This window comes from Mycobacterium shottsii, assembly GCF_010728525.1.
Lineage (GTDB): Bacteria > Actinomycetota > Actinomycetes > Mycobacteriales > Mycobacteriaceae > Mycobacterium > Mycobacterium marinum.
Genome location: NZ_AP022572.1, coordinates 1,208,293 through 1,225,334 on the forward strand (window position 1 = coordinate 1,208,293; position 17,042 = coordinate 1,225,334).

Consider the following 17,042-nt stretch of genomic DNA (forward strand, 5'->3'; position numbering starts at 1 on the left):
GTAGGCGGGCCAGGGGTCAGGGCTTCGTGGTGGCGGACTCGGGAATGTCGGCAACGCGGGGTAGCACCTCTTCTGCCAGCAGCCTCAGGCTGCTCCAGCCGACCTCGACAGGCAGCCCTCCGATGAGCGGATTCATCACGACTTCCTTTCTGCCCCGTTGCAGCTGGCCGACCAGTTGGTCGTGAGTGAGGATCTGCACGTTGTCGAGGCCACGCAGCTCGGCGATCGAAGCCGCCGGTGTTTCGTTGGGGCGGGGGACACCGGCGCGCTTCCAGCCGCTGTACTCGGCGGCCTCGTTCATGATGAAACCGCCGAACCGGGACCAGGCTTCGTCGGGGTCGGCGTGCAATAGCGTTACGGTGCTGCCGTTTTCGGGGTGGTAGACGAATCCCCGCTGGTTACGGCGGGCCAGCTCCTGGTGGTATACGGCCTCGAGTTCGGGCATCGCCATCGGTGGCGAGAACGGCAAGCCGAAGCGCGCGGCCCGGCGGGCCGCCGCAACGCTCATCCCGCCGACGAAAAGGATCGGGTGTGGATGGGTGCGCGGTTTGGGGGTGACATTGATCAGCCGGCCGTCGTATTCGAACGGACCATCGCCCCACGCCTGCAACAGCACCGAAAGGCAGTGGTCCATCAGGGCACCCCGGCGCGACCAGTCCTTGCCGGCGGCGTGGTACTCCTGGGGCCGGTAGCCCATGCCGGCCACGAAGCTGAAGCGGCCCAGGGACAGGTTGTCGAGCACGGCGATGTCTTCGGCGAGCCGAACCGGATCGTAGAGCGGGACGATCAGAGCATTGATGCTGATGCGCACGTTTCGGGTGCGTCCGGCCACCGCGGCGGCCAGAATCAGCGGCGACGGCAGCCAGCCGGTCGCGGCCAAGTGATGTTCTTCGGCGCTGACCGCGGTGAACCCGTGGTGGTCGGCATATTCGGCCATGTCGAGCGCGGCGCGATAGCGCTGGGCGTGGTCGGCCGCCGGATCGGCGATGTTGGTCATGTTCAGCCGCAACGCGGTCAGCAAACTCATGTTCGGTGCGTGGCCGTTGGTTTGGCTCCCGCGAACAGTGATCCTCGGAGCAGTTGCTTGGCCGAGTCGAGTGTGACGTCGTAGGACTACGGACCCAGATTCGCCGCTTGCTCGGTGAGGCCGCGCGTCAGTACGCAGATGGCGTCCACCGCGGCGCCGGCGGCGATGCCGGCGGACAGCACGTCCCGCCCCCGGGCGTCGTCGACGATTTCGGTGATGACGTCGCGAAGGGCCTTGGAGCCCGGGTAGGTTCGGCGGCCGCCACCGGTCTGGTCGGCATTCTCGGCGCGCACCGCTCGTAGGAACCCGGCCAGGTAGGGATAGTCGCGCATCAACCGTTTCGACTCATCCAACACCGCGTCGAGCCGGTCGACGATGTCATCGGAAGAGGCCGCGGCGGCATGGAGCCGGGGCAAGACGATCTCTTCGATCTCCGTGGCGGTGGCATTGAGTAGCTCCGACTTGTTCGGAAAGTAGTGGTACGGTCTGCCGCTGGTCATGTCGGCCGCCTTGGCGATCTCGCGGATCGACGCCTGGGCGGGGCCGGCCTCGGCCACACAACGCATTGCCGCGGTGATGATCCGTTGCCGGGTTTGTTCGCCGCGCGCGCCCACCGGCCGGCCGAGCTGGGATCTCGTCGAGAAGGTGGGGACGGTCATGTCAGGCGGCACTCGCAATCGGGCTGTCGATCACTCACCGCGGCCCCGCGGACGCCGGAAGTCATGATCATTCGAATATATTCGACTATGCCCGCAAAGCGCCCACGGCCGATGAATATGCAAGACCCGTTGGTGAGGATCCGACCGCAATGACCCGCACGCAGCTGGGCCGCCCGGTGGGCGCCAGTGGCGAGGAAACCCGTCAACGGATCATCGTCGCGACGATGCAGTGTGTCAGCAAAGTGGGATATGCGCGTGCCACCATCCGGGAGATCGCTCGCACCGCGAATTTGACCAGTGCCAGCTTGTACAACTACTTTCCGAACAAGTCCGAGCTGATCAAGGAGACGATCGCGGCCAGGGCCGATGCGGCGATGCCGCGACTGCGGCGGGGCCGCCGAAGGCGGCGGCAACATCGTTGATCGCATCGAAGCGGTGCTCGACGAGTGCGGCGAGTTGATCCGGGAATACCCGCAACTGGCCGCCTTCGAGTTCGCCATCCGGGCCGAAGACGGCATCGCTCTGGACGCCCAGGAGGGGAGCGGCCAACTCGGCGAAGTCGGGTTCACCGCGTTTCGAGAGATAATCAGGGGCCTGGTCGAGGATGCCCGGCGCCGGGGTGAGCTTGCCGAGCAGGCCGATACGGCCGATACGGCCGGTGCGATAGAGGCGATCTACGCGCTCATCTACGGTCTGACCGAACTGGCGGCCACCCTGCCACTGGACCAATTCCACGCCGCGCTGAGCGCGGCCAAGGGTTTGATCAGGGGCACGCTGTTTCGCTGCTGATGGTCGAACTGGCGATTTGTGGGGCCTCGAATACGTGGTGATCGCTTGATATGATCAATCGATCACTTATAGGGTCATCTCGCGTAGAGCGGAGTTGAGACCTTGACCGAAACCGTCGGGTGCGCGTTCGACGTTGATGTGTTGCGCCAGAAGTACGCCGAAGAGCGGACAAAGCGGCTGCGTCCCGACGGGATCGCGCAGTACGTGGAGATCGCGGGTGAGTTCTCCCGATTCGGCGAGGATCCCTGGGCGGATGAAGAATTCGCGCGCGAACCCCTTACCGACGAGGTGGACGTGGCGATCATCGGGGCCGGCTTCGGCGGTCTGCTGACCGGTGCACGGCTGCGCCAACTCGGTGTGCAAAGTGTGCGGCTGATCGACCGCGCGGCCGACGTTGGGGGTAGCTGGTACTGGAATCGGTATCCGGGGATCGCGTGCGATGTCGAGTCGTATGTGTACATGCCGCTGCTCGAGGAGCTTGGCTACATTCCGACCGAAAAGTACGCCAAGGGCGCCGAGATCTTTGCGCACTGTCAGCGCATCGCTGCGAAATACGACCTGTACCGAGATGCCTGCCTACAGAACGAAGTCCACGAAATCCGCTGGGATGCGGACATATCCCGCTGGATCATTCGGACCAATCACGGGGACCGGATGCGGGCCAGATTCGTATCGATGGCCAACGGATATCAGGCCAAGCCCAAGCTGCCCGGGATCGCCGGGATCGCCAGCTTTGGCGGCAAGACGTTCCACACCAGCCGGTGGGACTACGGCTACACCGGCCAGGGCTTGCAGAATCTGGCCGACAAGCGGGTCGGCATCATCGGCACGGGCGCGACGGCAGTGCAGTGCGTGCCCCACGTGGCGGCGGCGGCCCAGCAGCTCTACGTGTTTCAGCGCACGCCTTCGTCGGTGGATGTGCGCGCCAATGAACCCACGGATACCGAGTGGGCTGCCACATTACAGCCGGGCTGGCAGCGCAGACGCATCACGAACTTTCAAGTTCTGACCGCCGGAGGGCAGGCATCCGAAGATCTGGTCGCTGATGCCTGGACGAGCATTACCCGCAAGCTTCCCGTGATGCGTCACGACAGCCCCGGCACGACGGACCCGGAGAAACGCTCGCGGGAAATCGAGTTCGCCGACTTCGCCAAGATGGAGGAGATCAGGGCGCGGGTCGATCAGCTGGTGACCGATCGTGCCACCGCGCAAGCACTCAAGCCGTGGTACGGATACTTCTGCAAACGGCCGTGCTTCCATGACGAATACCTGCAGACCTTCAACCGCGACAACGTCACCCTGGTCGATACCGAGGGGCGCGGCGTAGCGCGCATCATCGAGTCCGGCGTGGTGGTCGACTCGGTGGCCTACGAGCTGGATTGCCTGATCTTTGCGACGGGGTTCGAAGTTGGCACCGACTACTGCCGTCGCACCGGCTTCGAACTGATCGGCCGGGACGGCATCACCTTGACCGACCGGTGGCGCGACGGTGTGCGCACCTTTCAGGGACTGTGTGCCAACGGTTTCCCTAACTGCTTCATCGAAAGCATCGCCCAGGCCGGCCTCACGGTGAACTTTCCATATCTGCTCGATGTGCAGGCCAGTCATGTCGCATGGATCATCGCCTGGGCGCTCGAGCACGGGGTGAGCGAGGTTGAGGCCTCGCCGGAGGCCGAGGCCGCTTGGGTCGAGGCGGTGGTGACCCGTTCGGCGGCGACCGCCGAGCGGGCCAAGACCTGCACCCCCGGCTATTACAACCGCGAGGGGAAGGCGGATGCCAAGACTCGCCAGGGCAGCTTCTTCTTCGGCGCTCCCACCGAATACGCCGACATCCTCGAGACATGGCGGGCCAAAGGGGACCTGGAAGGTCTGGCGATTCGTGGTGCGCAGGTGCCACGATGACCCGGCCGGCGGCCCGGCTACGGTACTTCGCGGGCCGGCTCCGGGCGGCGACCCGGCGTGGGCGCCCAACACGGGTCGTCATCATCGGGGCCGGTTTTGGCGGCATCGCCGCCGCCGTTGCGCTGCGCGGCGCGGGCATTGATGATTTGGTGATTATCGAGGGCGCCGACGGCGTTGGGGGGACCTGGCGTCGCAATACCTATCCGGGAGCCGCCTGCGATATTCAGAGTCATCTGTACTCATTTTCGTTTGCGCCCAACAAATTCTGGAGCCGCACCTATGCTCGCCAACCCGAGATCCTGGCTTACCTGGAATCGGTCGTAGACGATTTCGATCTACACCGCCACCTGATGCTGAGCGCCTGGGTCCGCTCGATCCGCTGGGACGAGGACACGTGGGGGTGGGTCTGCCAGGTGGACCGGGCCGGGGGGACCGCTACCTTGACCGCCGACGTGGTGGTTTGTGCGACCGGCTTGTTCGGGCCGCGCAAGCTGCCCGACATCGCCGGGCTGACCGATTTCGGTGGCACGTTGATGCACACCGCCGGCTGGGATCACCGTGTCGATTTGACGGGAAAACGGGTGGCGGTGATCGGCACCGGGGCCAGCGGGGTGCAGGTCGTCCCCGAACTGGCGAAGCTCGCTGGGCGCCTGACGGTATTTCAGCGCACCCCACCTTGGATGGTTCCCAAAGACGATCGCCGCTACACCGCAACCGAATTGAGGCAGTTTCGGCGCAACCCGCTGGCAATTCGGCGGACCCGCTGGCAGATCTGGAAGTTCCAGCATGACAACACCGCTACCTTCGCCGATGATCCGGTGGTGACATCGCGCACCCAGATCGCTACCTCCTTCCTGGAGCGCGTCGTCGCCGATGAGCGGCTGCGCCGTGCGCTGACGCCCGGTTATCCGTTCCGTTGTAAGCGAGTGCTGCTGGGTGATGACTTCTATCGGGCGCTACAGCACGACCATGTCGAACTCGTTACTGATCCCATCGAGCGAGTCACCGAGACCTCGGTCGTCACGACTGCCGGGCAAGTCGTAGACGTCGATGCGGTGTTGCTGGCCAAGGGATTTGAGACGTCGCGCTACCTGTCGGGCATCGAGGTGATCGGCACCGGAGGGCAGTCCCTACACGAGCGGTGGGGTGATGACCCCGCCGCCTACCTGGGTGCGGCAGTCGGCGGCTTTCCGAACTTCTTCATGCTCTACGGTCCGAACACCAACCAGGGCGGAAACTCGATCGTCTACATACTCGAGGCCGGCGCGCGCCTGGTGGCCAGCGCGGTCAGTCGGCTGGCGCGCCGCGGTGGATACCTCGATGTCCGTCCGGAGTCGGAAAGGCGCTACAACGACGAGATCTCCGCGGATTTGGAACGCACGATCTGGACTCAGTGCCAGAGCTACTTCCGCTCACCTTCGGGGCGCATCGTCACCCAGTGGCCTTACACCGAGCTGGAATACGCGCGCCGAACCTGGCGGATCAGGCCACGGGACTGGTTGCACCACAAGGGGGTGTCGCCGGCGGCGCAACGGGGCGGGCCGGGGAGCGCGGCGTCAGCTCAGACTGAAATCGATGACCCCGCGGATCAACTCGCCGGCAACCAGATCGGCGTAGGCGTCGTTGATGCTGTCGAGCGAATAGCGCTTGGTGATCATCTCGTCCAAGAGTAACTGCCCCGACTGGTACATCGTGGCCAGCAGCGGAATGTCACTCTTTGGGTTGCACGAGCCAAAGACCGTGCCACACAGCGTCTTATTCATCAGCACGAAGTCTTGAAGACCGACGGCGATGGAGTGCATCGCGGGGTCCGGCAGACCGGTGAGCACGCAGGTTCCGCCCTTGCGGGTCAGCGACAGTGCCGCCGCGACGTCGGCCGGGCCGATCGTGGCGGAGGATACCACGACCACATCCGCCATCACGCCGCGAGTTAGCTCGCGCACCGTCTCAACGGCCTCGTCCGGTGCCGCCGCGGTATGAGTGGCCCCAAAGGTCAGCGCGGATTTGCGCTTGAACTCAACGGGATCGACCGCGATGATGCGGGTCGCTCCCTGGATACGGGCGCCTTGGATGGCCGCTGTTCCGATGCCGCCCGCGCCGATCACCACGGCGATGTCGCCGCCGCGGACCTGAGCGCGTCGTGCCGCCGAGCCATATCCGGTCGGTATCGCACAGGCCAGCAGGGCTGCCGGCACCAGCGGGAACGTCTGATCAATCTTGACCAGCGAATCGGCCGAGACCACCGTATGTTCGGCGAACGCGCCGATCTTGGACACGTGGCCGAGGTCGCGTCCATCGAGGCTGTGATGACGGAACGTACCGTCGGTGGGCATTCCGGGTGCCAAGGTGCCGTATCCGGTATCGCATAGGTATTCCATTCCCGTTGCGCACCAACGGCACTGGCCGCACACCGCGATGAAAGACGTCACCACATGGTCGCCGGGTGCGAACCGGGTCACCCCCTCGCCGACCTCGAGCACGACGCCGGATCCTTCATGGCCGCCGATGGTCGGGGACATGGTCGGCAGCCCCAAAGAGCGCAGTGTTTCCGGTGGTGGCGCGAGGTTGCCGCGTCGGATGTGTTCATCGGAGTGGCACAGTCCGGTCGCGCTCAGTTGCAGCAGCACCTCGCCGGCGCGCGGCGGGTCGAGCTCGAATTCTTCGACGGTCCAGGGGTGACCGTACCCATAAAGGATGGCCGCGCGGCTTCTCATTAAAGGTCGTCCTCCTCTGGCAGGTCGCCTCGACAACTCAGCACAACCTTGCCACCAAGTGGCTTCGCAATCTCGTCCTGAAAGCCAGGCCGTCTCTTACAATCAATCGATTGATTATATGACCGGTCGTCCCGTGGCGGAAGGACGCGGCAAGCATCACGAGAAATGCCCGTGAAGCGTCCTCGGTGCATCACGTAAAAATGCCCGCGGAACGGTCGATCCTTGGCAGGCATGGGAAGTGGGCTGTCGATGTCGTCTCGGGCCGAGATCACCGCGAAGTTCGCCAGGGGGTATGTGGGGGCGCCGAAGGCGGGCAAGGGGCAGATTCTGGATCAGGTGGTGGCGGTCACCGGCTGGTCGCGTGACAACGCCCGGCGGCGGTTGAGGGCGGCGGCCGCGCCGCCGGGAGCGGGTCGGCAGGTCGCCAAACGGACTCGCCGGCAACGCAATCCGAAGTACTCCTAGGATGCGCTCAAGGTGTTGCAGAAGGTGTGGGCGGCCTCAGGCGGGCAGTGGGGCCGGTATCTGGCCGCTTCCATGGCACTTCAGTTGGATGCTCTAGAACGCCACGGCGAACTGGTGGACGGCCGTGACCGTTACGGCCCGGCGGTGCGTGCCGAGCTGTTGGCGATGAGCAGCGCCACGATCGACCGCTACCTGCGCGGCGCCAAGGCCCGCGACCAGATCTCGGGTGTGTCGACGACGAAACCCTCCCCGCTGCTGCGGTCCTCGATCACCATCTGCAAAGCAGGCGATGAGGCCGAAGAATCTCCGGGGTTCTTCGAAGGCGACACCGTGGCGCACTGCGGCCCGACACTGAAAGGTGAGTTCGCCCGCACGGTCAACCTCACCGACATGCACATCGGCTGGGTGTTCACCCGCACGGTGCGCAACAACGCCCACCCCCACATCCTGGGCGCCCTCAAAACCGGAATTACTAAAATCCCCTATAAGGTAACGGGTTTGGACTTCGACAACGGCACCGAATTCCTCAATAAGGCGGTCATCAAGTGGGCCGCGGACATGGAGATCTTCTTCACCCGCTCACGGCCCTACAAGAAGAACGACCAGGCCACCATCGAGTCTAAAAACAACCACCTCGTGCGTCGCTACGGGTTCTACTACCGCTACGACACCGACGAAGAACGCGCCGTGCTCAACCGGCTGTGGCACCTGGTCAACGACCGGCTCAACTACCTGACCCCCACCATCAAACCCATCAGCTACGGCTGCAGCCGCGACGGTCACCGCCGCCGGCTCTACGACAAGCCCCAGACCCCCCTGGACCGGCTGCTGGCCGCCGGAGTCCTCTCAGCGGCCCAACAAACAGAGCTGCTCACCTACCGCGACAGCCTCAACCCCGCCGCGATCGCCCACCAGATCGCCGACCTGCAAGCCGCCCTGCTCAGACTCGCCAAAGACAAGACCGAACAGCTCTACCTCGCCGCCATACCCGCCGCTCTACCCGCCCTCAAAGCCGGCATCCGCATCAAAAGCAAGACCACCACCTGACCCCGATTTCGCGGGCATTCCTTACCTGATGCATGAACCAGGTTTCGCAGGCATCTTGACTTGATGCATCACGGGACATCGATGTCGCATCTGGTCGCGATCCCAGACCTGCTCGCCAGTGCCGCGGCCGATCTGGCGGGCGTTGGCTCTTCGGTGTGTGCGGCCAACGTGGCGGCCGCCGGCTCCACCACCGCACTGCTGGCGGCCGCCGGTGATGAGGTCTCGGCGGCCATCGCAACGCTGCTTTCCGGCCAGGGGCGGCAGTACCAGGCGATCAGCGTTCAGGTGGCCGCCTTTCACGCTCGATTCGTGCAGGCGTTGGGTGGCGCCGGGGGTGCGTATGGTGCCGCCGAGCAGGCCGGCATTTCGCCGCTACAGCTCGTCGAGTGGGACCTGCTGGGCGTGATCAATGTGCCGAGCCAGGCGCTAACGGGCCGCCAACTCATTGGCGATGGTGCCGATGGTGCGCCGGGCAGCGGCCGCGACGGCGGCCCCGGCGGATTGTTGTACGGCAATGGCGGCGACGGCGGGTCCGGCGCCGCCGGTCAGGTCGGCGGCAACGGCGGTAATGCGGGGTTGATCGGCACCGGTGGGGCGGGCGGGCAGGGCGGTTCGGGGGTGAGCACGACGTCGGCGCAGGCGGCCGGCCGCGGCGGATCTGGCGGACTGTTGTTCGGTAACGGCGGGTTGGGCGGGCAGGGCGGTTCCGGTGGAACCAGCGGAACCGGCGGCCCGGGCGGCCCGGGTGGCTCGGCCCAATGGATCGGTGACGGGGGAAACGGGGGCAGCGGCGGGTCGGGCGTCGACCCCGGGGCCGGCGGCGCCGCCGGCAACGGCGGCCGGCTCTACGGCCACGCCGGTTCCGATGGTGCCCAGGGCGCGCATGTCGGTGCGCCGGGTGACCCCGGCAATCCGCCGGACCCGGGCTCTGGGGCCGGCCAGAACGCGGTTGACGCGGCCGCCGGGAGGGACCTGGTGGCGTCCAACGCCGGACCCATTACGAATGCCTCACTCGACGAGATATCCGGCATCGAGTCCGGCGTCGCCAACCCGAACATCTATTGGGTGCACAACGATTCCGGGGATACGGCGCGGGTATTCGCCATCGATGCCAAGAGCGGGGCCACGCTGGGCACCTACACGCTCAGCGGTGCGAAGGCATCCGACTGGGAGGATATCGCGATCGGTCCCGGACCGGTGCCGGGCCAGTCCTACCTTTACCTGGGCGACATTGGCGATAGTGGGCTCTCCCGCAGCGCAATAGCCGTCTATCGGGTACCGGAGCCGATAGTCACCGGCACCGCCGCCAACCCCGTCACCACCACGCTGACCGGTGTGGACACGCTCAATCTCAAATATCCCGACGGCCCACACAACGCGGAGGCGCTCATGGTGGACCCGCGCACGGGACGCATGCTCATCATTGACAAGACCTCGAGCGGCAATCCCGCGATCTATTCGGCGCCCACTGGACTGGCTAGCGGCAGCACCACCACCCTGCAGGACGTGGGCACGCTGGCATTGCCGAGCGGCTCTGGCTACTTGGTGACCGGGGCCGATGTATCGCCGGACGGAACGCAACTGGCCGTGCGCACCTATGGCCACGTCTACTTGTGGAATCGTGATCCTTCCCATGACATTTGGATGGCGTTGGCGCAGCCGGCGGTTGCCGGCCCGACACCGGATGAGTCGCAGGGCGAAGCGATAGCCTTTCACCCGGACGGCAACGGCTACGTGACCGTGAGTGAGGGGACAAACCAGAACCTGCACAACTTCGATGCGCCATCCACGGTCTAGCATCCAGATGACGGTCTGACCGGTTGCCCGGTCTGGCTCGTGCGGCTAGGGCGTGTCTGCTTAATGTGAATGGTGTTTTGGCTGATGCTGTTTGGGTGATGCGGACGCATGCGATTTCTGATGATTTGTGGTCGCTGATCGTGGCGGTGTTGCCTGCGGGGCGGCGGCGTGGCCGGCCGTGGAACGATCATCGACGTACTCTGGAGGGCATTATCTGGCGTTACCGTACGGGATCTCCGTGGTGTGACCTGCCCGAGCACTTCGGTCCCTGGCAATCGGTGGCCGAGAGGCATCTACGCTGGTCGGTCGATGGCATCTACGCGCGGATCTTCGCGGCGATCGCCTCTGACCTCGACGCCGAGGACGCCGACCTGGGCGCACTGTTGTCGGTCGATTCGACCAGTGTGCGCGCCCACCAACACGCAGCCGGAGCGCGCCCGGGCGCCGCACAGGGGATCTGTCGAATTACAAGAAATATCTCGATGAGCCCGATGACCACGCCATTGGGCGTTCCCGCGGCGGGCTGACTACCAAGATCCACGCCTTGACCGACCAGCTGTGCAGTCCGGTCACCCTGGCACTGTCGGCCGGTCAAGCCGGTGATAATCCGATGCTTTGGCCATTGCTGGCCGCCCGGTGCAGCAACTCATACGCCCCGTTTCGCCTGCTGGCGGACAAGGCGTACTCCCATGACTCGACGCGGGCACAGCTGCGCCGGCTCAAGATCGCCCATACCATCCCCGAGCGCAGCGACCAGATCACCCGCCGCAAAGCCAAAGGCCGCAACAGAGGACGGCCTCCGGGGTTCTCAGGCCGAATCTACAAGCACCGCAACACCGTCGAGCGAAGCTTCAACCGGCTCAAACACTGGCGCGCGGTCGCCACCTGCTACGACAAATACGCCCTGACCTACCTCGGCGGTGTCACCCTGGCCGCCATCATCACCTACCACCGCGTCCGCAATTAGCAGACAGGACCTAGCCGCTCGCCCTGATGGCGGCGACGACACCGCCGTCGACCAGGAGCTCCGCCCCGGTGATGAATGTTGCCTCGGGGCCCAGCAGGAAGGCCGCCGCTGCGGCGATGTCGTCGGGGGTTCCGATTCGACCGGTCCCGGACATGGCGATCATCGCCCGCATCCCATCGCCGACCGGTGAGGCGAGTTCCTGCTGTCCCATGGGTGTCGAGATGATGCCGGGGCTGATCGAGTTGACTCGTGCCTCCCGCTGCCCCCATTGTCGGCTTGCCGCACGGACCCGAATGCTATTGGCCTGCTTAGCGAACGGATAGGCGAAGGCCGGCTCCACGATGCTGCCGACGAAGTCCAGTTCGAGCAACTGTCCGGGCGGGCGGTGGGCGAGCTCGTGTTCTTCTTCGGCGCTGGGCGGCGGCAACAGATGGCCCGCCATGCTGGCAATGATCACACCCGCGCCCCCTGGGGCGATCACCGCGCCGAACTCCTGCAGCACCAGCGCAACGCCGACTAGGTCGACGGCCAGGATTGCCTGCGCTGACGCTTGCGCCGGAGACAACCCCGCGGTGTGCGCCAATTGTGTGACGGCGCCGAGGGTGGCGGCGTACTGGGCGAGATCGTGAACCGACTCCGCGGCGCAGACATCCACGCCGCGGCTCCTGACGTCATGTCCTTCCGCGGCAAGGGATTCGGCTACCGATGCCAACGTGTCGGCGTTATTGTCGGCCAACAGCACCGTCTTGCCCGAGCCGAGCCGCCGGGCAATCGCCTGCCCCATGCCGCCGACCCCGATCACGGTCAGAACGTTCCGGCTCACAGCTACCCCATCTTCTTCGGCCCCGCCGACCTACTCCCCGAACCCGCGCGAACTGGCAACGCGGCCCGGGCCGCCCCAATGGCCAACAATAGGGCGGCTGAGGCTACCTTCGACAGGTGCCGGCGGGACAACCGTGGAACATCAACATTCATTACGACGCGTTGTTGGCTGCCACCGTCGCGCCGGGTACCCAAACCGCTCTCGACGTCGGGTGCGGGGACGGCTTCCTGTCGGCCCGGCTGGTTGACCGGGTACCCGATGTCACCGCTTTGGACGTCGACGCGGACGTGCTGCGACGCGCAGAACACCGATTCGCCGACACCTCCATCCGGTGGGTGCACGGCGACGTCATGACCGGCGAGCTACCGCATCGCGGCTTCGACGCGGTGCTCGCCAACGCGTCGTTGCACCACATCGAGGACACCCGTGGGGCATTGATCCGGCTTGCGGAGCTGGTGTTGCCCGGCGGAACGCTGGCGGTGGTGACCTTTGTCAGACCGTCCCCGCGAAACGTCCTGTGGCACCTCACCGCGTGGCTGGCTACTGGCGTCGCCAATCGAGTCAGACGGAAATGGGAGCACACCGCCGCCATCAAATAGCCACCGCCGGTGACGTTTTCACAGCTGCGCGAACTAGTTCGGGAACTGCTGCCCGGGGCCCGAGTGCGGCGCTTGCTCTATGGGCGGGTGCTGATCACCTGGCAGGCGCCCGGCTGACCGTCCGAGCTCACGGCGACGGTGCTGGCCCGCGTGAGCAGCGCAACGGCTTCGGACTCACCGAGGCCGTTTGGGTCGGTTGAACACCGGCGGGCGCTTCTCGAGAAAAGCTATCATCCCCTCGCGGGCATCATCGGAACTCAAGGTTGCGTGGATGGCCCGTCGCTCCGCGGCGAGTAGATCGTCCAAAGTCCGGTGTTCGCAGTCATGAAAGGCTCCCAGCATGGCCCGCACGGCAAGAGCGGGTTGCCCCGCTAACTCCAGGGCGAGCTGCGTCGCTCGGTCCTTCAGCTCGTCGAGTGGCCACACCTCATCGACGAGACCGATGGCATGTGCCTGCGGCCCGGTCACGGTCTTGGCCCGCAAGACCATGCCGAGGGCATGCTGGCGCCCCACGGTCTTGGCCAACCGAGCCGAGCCTCCCCAGGCAGGAGTCGAACCCAGGTGCAACTCGGGCAGCCCGATCGACGCCCCTTCCTCGGCGGCGAGGCGAAAGGTGCAGCCCAGTGGGAGTTCGAGGCCGGCTCCCAGGCAGTGGCCGAACAGCGTGGCGACGGAAGGCTTGCCCATGTTCTCGATGCGCTGGATGAGATCGAGGCGTCGATCGAAGAACGCGTCGACGCTGCCCGCCGCCTGGATGCCGGTTGGCAGTTCCTTGAGGTTCATCCCGAAGGAGAAGTTCTCCAGACCGTCCGCGGTGATGACGAAGGTCCGGATCTCGTCGTCGGCGGCAATGTCGTCTACCACCTCGCTGAGCCGCTCAACGTAGGCCAGGCCCATCCGGTTCCGTGGCGCATCCGTGTTGGTGACGATAGCGACACCGCCGTCGAGCTTCTCGTACCGCAGGGGCTCATCCATAGTCTTCACGAGCCTACACCCGGTGGCCGGTGCGGCTGCCGATCTCGCCGCCCGCAGCTACCTCCGCGCGCGACCCACTTCCATATCGTGCGCTGTAACAACGGCATGGCAATGATGTTGCGGGCAAACGAGATCTGTGGAGACAAAGACGAGACGCGATGCCAAGCGGGTAGCGCAGGCCGTCTCGGAAATGTCTTGTCCATCTTTGCGTTGGGTCATGGCGTACTTCGAAGCTGGTCGGTGCCTTGGGAATGCCACTGCGCGCGCGCTTGCACGGTTCGCGCAACGCGTTGAATGATCGGCTCGTGACCAAGCGTGAAGATCATGGTGTGAATCGCTGGGAGCTGCTGGTCTGCTCGGTGACCGGTCATGCCACCTACGCACCCGATGACCGGGCACTGGCGGACCGGCTCAGCGCTGACACCGAGTTGGGTGAAGTGTGGCGCTGTCTGCGCTGTGGTGACTTCACGCTCGGTGCGCCGCGTGGCCGCGGGCGTCCGGAAGACGCGCCGTTGATCATGCGTGGCAAGGCGCTGCGTCAGGCCATCATCATTCGCACGTTGGCGGTCGAACGCCTGTTTCGGGCGATGGTGCTCGGGCTTGCGGCGTGGGCGGTATGGGAGTTTCGCGGCGCGCGGGGAGCCATTCAGACAACCCTTGATCGGGATTTGCCGATCTTTCGCGCCGCCGGGTTCAAGGTCGATCAGATGTTCGTCGTTCAGGAACTGGAAAAGGCGCTGGCCGCAAAGCCATCGACGCTCGCGTTGATCACCTTCATGCTCGCCGCCTACGCCGTCCTGCAGGTGGTCGAGGGGGTGGGCCTGTGGCTGCTCAAACGCTGGGGCGAGTACTTCGCGGTGGTGGCAACCTCGGTCTTCCTGCCGCTGGAGATCCACGACCTGGCCAGGGGGATCACCATGACCCGGGTGGTCACCTTCAGCATCAATGTGGCCGCCGTGCTGTACCTGCTGATCTCCAAGCGGCTGTTCGGTCTGCGCGGTGGGCGCAAGGCCTATGACGAGGAACTGCATGGTGAGCAGCTGCTGGACCTGGAGCGCGCCGCCATGGTGACATGACGGACCGGCTCGGCGCGGCGACGCTCAGGCCCGGATCTGCTTGGACTGGATGAATATCCCCTCGGCTTCCACCGTTATGCCGCTTTCGTCGGCGATGTGGCCGACCGAGAACGTCTTGACCCCTTCGATACGTTCAACGCGGCCCTCGGCGCGTAGCGGCCGTCCGAGCACGGTGCCGCGCCGGTAGCGCAAGGTCAGCGTCCCGGTATAGGCGGGGCGGCGCGGCAGATGGGCCGTCGCGCCCAGCACATGATCGAGGATCATCGAGCACACGCCGCCGTGCACATGGCCTGGCGGCCCCTCGTAAGCCGCGCCCAAGGTGAACTCCGACCACACCAGTCCGTCGGGTTCGTGATGGATCGACAACGGTGGTGCGACCGGGTTGCGCACACCCACCACAACATTGCCCCACGCGACGGTCTCACCTTCCGGAGTCAGCTGGACGCCGAACCCTCCCGGGTGCAGCGCGTCACTCAATTCCTCGGCAGCACTGTCGATTTTGGCCATGGAAGCGGTGACCGTCGCCGGATCCGCCTGGGTGCGGATGCTGACGTCGATGAGGCGACGGATCGATGCGGTCAGTGGCCCGTAGACCGACTCGAGCAGGTCGAAATCGGTGCCAGGCCATTCGTCGGGCATCCTCGCAACCTAACAGCGCTGCGGGGCCGGCGAGCAGGCATACTGCGCTCAGCAACGAACGGAGGTCGGTATGGGGACCTATGCGATCACGGGATCGGCGTCTGGGATGGGAAATGCGACCGCGAGTCGGCTTCGGGAAGCGGGCCATCGGGTGATCGGCGTCGACCTCGATGGCGCCGACGTCGTCGCCGATCTGTCGACACGGCAGGGCCGGTTACGGGCCGCAAGCGACGTCATTGCGGCCTGTGACGGCAGGCTCGATGGCGCGGTGCTGGCCGCGGGATTGGGGCCGAGTCCGGGCCCGGGCCGGCTGCATCGCATCGCCCAGGTCAATTACCTGGGTGTGGTGGAGCTATTGCAGGCGTGGCGGCCCGCTCTAGCTGCCGCCGAACGGGCCAAAGCGGTTGTGATCGCGAGCAATTCGACGACGACTGTTCCGATGGTGCCGCGGCGCAGCGTGCGGGCGCTGCTCGACCATGATGCCGACAAGGCGGTGCGCGCGGTGCGGTTGTTCGGTAGAGCCGCGCCTTCGCTGATGTATGCGGCGTCGAAAATCGCGGTGAGCCATTGGGTTCGGCGCCAGGCGGTGCTGCCGGAGTGGGCCGGATCGGGGGTGCGGCTCAACGCTCTGGCGTCCGGCGCGATCATGACGCCGCTGCTGGCCGAACAGCTGTCGGACCCGACTCAGGCCAAGGGCGTCCGGTCGTTCCTGATCCCGGTCGGTGGATTCGGCGAGGTCACCCACATGGCCGACTGGATATGTTTCATGCTTAGCGACTCTGCGGATTTCCTCTGCGGCAGTGTGGTGTTCGTGGATGGCGGTTCCGACGCGTACTTTCGCGCCGACGACTGGCCGAGGCCGGTCCCGGCCCGCCGGCTGCCCGGCTACCTGCTGAAGTTCCGGCGAGGCTCCCGCACCACAGTTCGCTGACATCCGTCACGTGATGCATCGAGTCAAGATGCCCGCGAAACCTGGTTCATGCATCAGGTAAGGAATGCCCGCGAAATCGGGGTCAGGTGGTGGTCTTGCTTTTGATGCGGATGCCGGCTTTGAGGGCGGGTAGAGCGGCGGGTATGGCGGCGAGGTAGAGCTGTTCGGTCTTGTCTTTGGCGAGTCTGAGCAGGGCGGCTTGCAGGTCGGCGATCTGGTGGGCGATCGCGGCGGGGTTGAGGCTGTTGCGGTAGGTGAGCAGCTCTGTTTGTTGGGCCGCTGAGAGGACTCCGGCGGCCAGCAGCCGGTCCAGGGGGGTCTGGGGCTTGTCGTAGAGCCGGCGGCGGTGACCGTCGCGGCTGCAGCCGTAGCTGATGGGTTTGATGGTGGGGGTCAGGTAGTTGAGCCGGTCGTTGACCAGGTGCCACAGCCGGTTGAGCACGGCGCGTTCTTCGTCGGTGTCGTAGCGGTAGTAGAACCCGTAGCGACGCACGAGGTGGTTGTTTTTGGACTCGATGGTGGCCTGGTCGTTCTTCTTGTAGGGCCGTGAGCGGGTGAAGAAGATCTCCATGTCCGCGGCCCACTTGATGACCGCCTTATTGAGGAATTCGGTGCCGTTGTCGAAGTCCAAA

13 protein-coding genes and 4 pseudogenes are annotated in these 17,042 nt (G+C 65.4%); 10 read left to right on the forward strand and 7 right to left on the reverse strand.

Features of this window, described 5'->3' with window-relative positions; translation table 11 throughout:
* Window positions 1–16: 16 nt before the first annotated feature.
* Both G6N41_RS05705 and G6N41_RS05710 read right to left on the reverse strand, forming a co-directional pair.
* Window positions 17–1,027 (reverse strand): LLM class flavin-dependent oxidoreductase, encoded by a 1,011-nt coding sequence (locus tag G6N41_RS05705; protein ID WP_198966841.1) that lies wholly within the window; start codon window positions 1,025–1,027, stop codon window positions 17–19.
* A pseudogene (locus tag G6N41_RS05710) lies at window positions 1,024–1,686 on the reverse strand (TetR/AcrR family transcriptional regulator). The gene G6N41_RS05705 and the pseudogene G6N41_RS05710 overlap by 4 nt, the downstream one beginning before the upstream one ends.
* A gap of 149 nt (window positions 1,687–1,835) precedes the next feature.
* On the opposite strand from G6N41_RS05710, the pseudogene G6N41_RS05715 reads away from it, so the two are divergent.
* From G6N41_RS05715 to G6N41_RS05725, 3 genes and pseudogenes are all read left to right on the forward strand, one after another.
* Window positions 1,836–2,475: pseudogene (locus G6N41_RS05715) on the forward strand (TetR/AcrR family transcriptional regulator).
* A gap of 102 nt (window positions 2,476–2,577) precedes the next feature.
* Complete coding sequence (locus G6N41_RS05720; RefSeq protein WP_198966842.1) at window positions 2,578–4,377, forward strand: flavin-containing monooxygenase; 1,800 nt, start codon at window positions 2,578–2,580, stop codon at window positions 4,375–4,377.
* On the forward strand, window positions 4,374–6,050 hold the full coding sequence (locus G6N41_RS05725; RefSeq protein WP_198966843.1) for a flavin-containing monooxygenase: 1,677 nt from the start codon (window positions 4,374–4,376) through the stop codon (window positions 6,048–6,050). Before G6N41_RS05720 ends, G6N41_RS05725 begins: the two co-directional genes overlap by 4 nt.
* On the opposite strand, the gene G6N41_RS05730 is transcribed toward G6N41_RS05725, so the two are convergent.
* A complete protein-coding gene (locus G6N41_RS05730; RefSeq protein WP_117423538.1) occupies window positions 5,934–7,091 on the reverse strand; it encodes a Zn-dependent alcohol dehydrogenase in 1,158 nt (385 codons plus the stop codon). The two genes, G6N41_RS05725 and G6N41_RS05730, sit on opposite strands and share 117 nt — an antisense overlap.
* A gap of 249 nt (window positions 7,092–7,340) precedes the next feature.
* Between G6N41_RS05730 and G6N41_RS28090 the strand changes: the two genes are divergently transcribed.
* From G6N41_RS28090 to G6N41_RS05745, 4 genes and pseudogenes are all read left to right on the forward strand, one after another.
* The gene (locus G6N41_RS28090) at window positions 7,341–7,556 is read left to right on the forward strand and encodes a hypothetical protein (protein ID WP_198968066.1); all 216 of its coding nucleotides are present in this window, start codon (window positions 7,341–7,343) and stop codon (window positions 7,554–7,556) included.
* A 72-nt stretch (window positions 7,557–7,628) separates the two neighbouring features.
* Window positions 7,629–8,603, forward strand: a complete 975-nt coding sequence (locus G6N41_RS05735; protein WP_231608855.1) for an integrase catalytic domain-containing protein — start codon at window positions 7,629–7,631, stop codon at window positions 8,601–8,603.
* Window positions 8,604–8,684: 81 nt separating this feature from the next.
* A complete protein-coding gene (locus G6N41_RS05740) occupies window positions 8,685–10,400 on the forward strand; it encodes a PE family protein (protein WP_198966844.1) in 1,716 nt (571 codons plus the stop codon).
* A 95-nt stretch (window positions 10,401–10,495) separates the two neighbouring features.
* Window positions 10,496–11,367 (forward strand): annotated as a pseudogene (locus tag G6N41_RS05745) (IS5 family transposase).
* 10 nt (window positions 11,368–11,377) lie between these two features.
* Here the strand turns inward: G6N41_RS05745 and G6N41_RS05750 are convergent.
* Complete coding sequence (locus G6N41_RS05750) at window positions 11,378–12,190, reverse strand: SDR family oxidoreductase (RefSeq protein ID WP_198966845.1); 813 nt, start codon at window positions 12,188–12,190, stop codon at window positions 11,378–11,380.
* Window positions 12,191–12,306: 116 nt separating this feature from the next.
* On the opposite strand from G6N41_RS05750, the pseudogene G6N41_RS05755 reads away from it, so the two are divergent.
* Window positions 12,307–12,906, forward strand: a pseudogene (locus G6N41_RS05755) (class I SAM-dependent methyltransferase).
* A 57-nt stretch (window positions 12,907–12,963) separates the two neighbouring features.
* Here G6N41_RS05755 and G6N41_RS05760 read toward each other — a convergent pair.
* Complete coding sequence (locus G6N41_RS05760; RefSeq protein WP_198966846.1) at window positions 12,964–13,764, reverse strand: enoyl-CoA hydratase/isomerase family protein; 801 nt, start codon at window positions 13,762–13,764, stop codon at window positions 12,964–12,966.
* Between the two features lie 305 nt (window positions 13,765–14,069).
* Here G6N41_RS05760 and G6N41_RS05765 point away from each other — a divergent pair, with 305 nt between their 5' ends.
* Window positions 14,070–14,840: a DUF2127 domain-containing protein gene (locus G6N41_RS05765; protein ID WP_198966847.1), complete on the forward strand. Its 771-nt coding sequence runs from the start codon at window positions 14,070–14,072 to the stop codon at window positions 14,838–14,840.
* Between the two features lie 24 nt (window positions 14,841–14,864).
* Here the strand turns inward: G6N41_RS05765 and G6N41_RS05770 are convergent, their stop codons facing one another.
* The gene (locus tag G6N41_RS05770; protein ID WP_020731359.1) at window positions 14,865–15,479 is read right to left on the reverse strand and encodes a PaaI family thioesterase; all 615 of its coding nucleotides are present in this window, start codon (window positions 15,477–15,479) and stop codon (window positions 14,865–14,867) included.
* A gap of 70 nt (window positions 15,480–15,549) precedes the next feature.
* On the opposite strand from G6N41_RS05770, the gene G6N41_RS05775 reads away from it, so the two are divergent.
* A complete protein-coding gene (locus G6N41_RS05775; protein ID WP_198966848.1) occupies window positions 15,550–16,410 on the forward strand; it encodes an SDR family oxidoreductase in 861 nt (286 codons plus the stop codon).
* 82 nt (window positions 16,411–16,492) lie between these two features.
* Here G6N41_RS05775 and G6N41_RS05780 read toward each other — a convergent pair whose 3' ends face one another.
* Complete coding sequence (locus tag G6N41_RS05780) at window positions 16,493–17,041, reverse strand: hypothetical protein (RefSeq protein ID WP_231608476.1); 549 nt, start codon at window positions 17,039–17,041, stop codon at window positions 16,493–16,495.
* Window position 17,042: the final 1 nt, after the last annotated feature.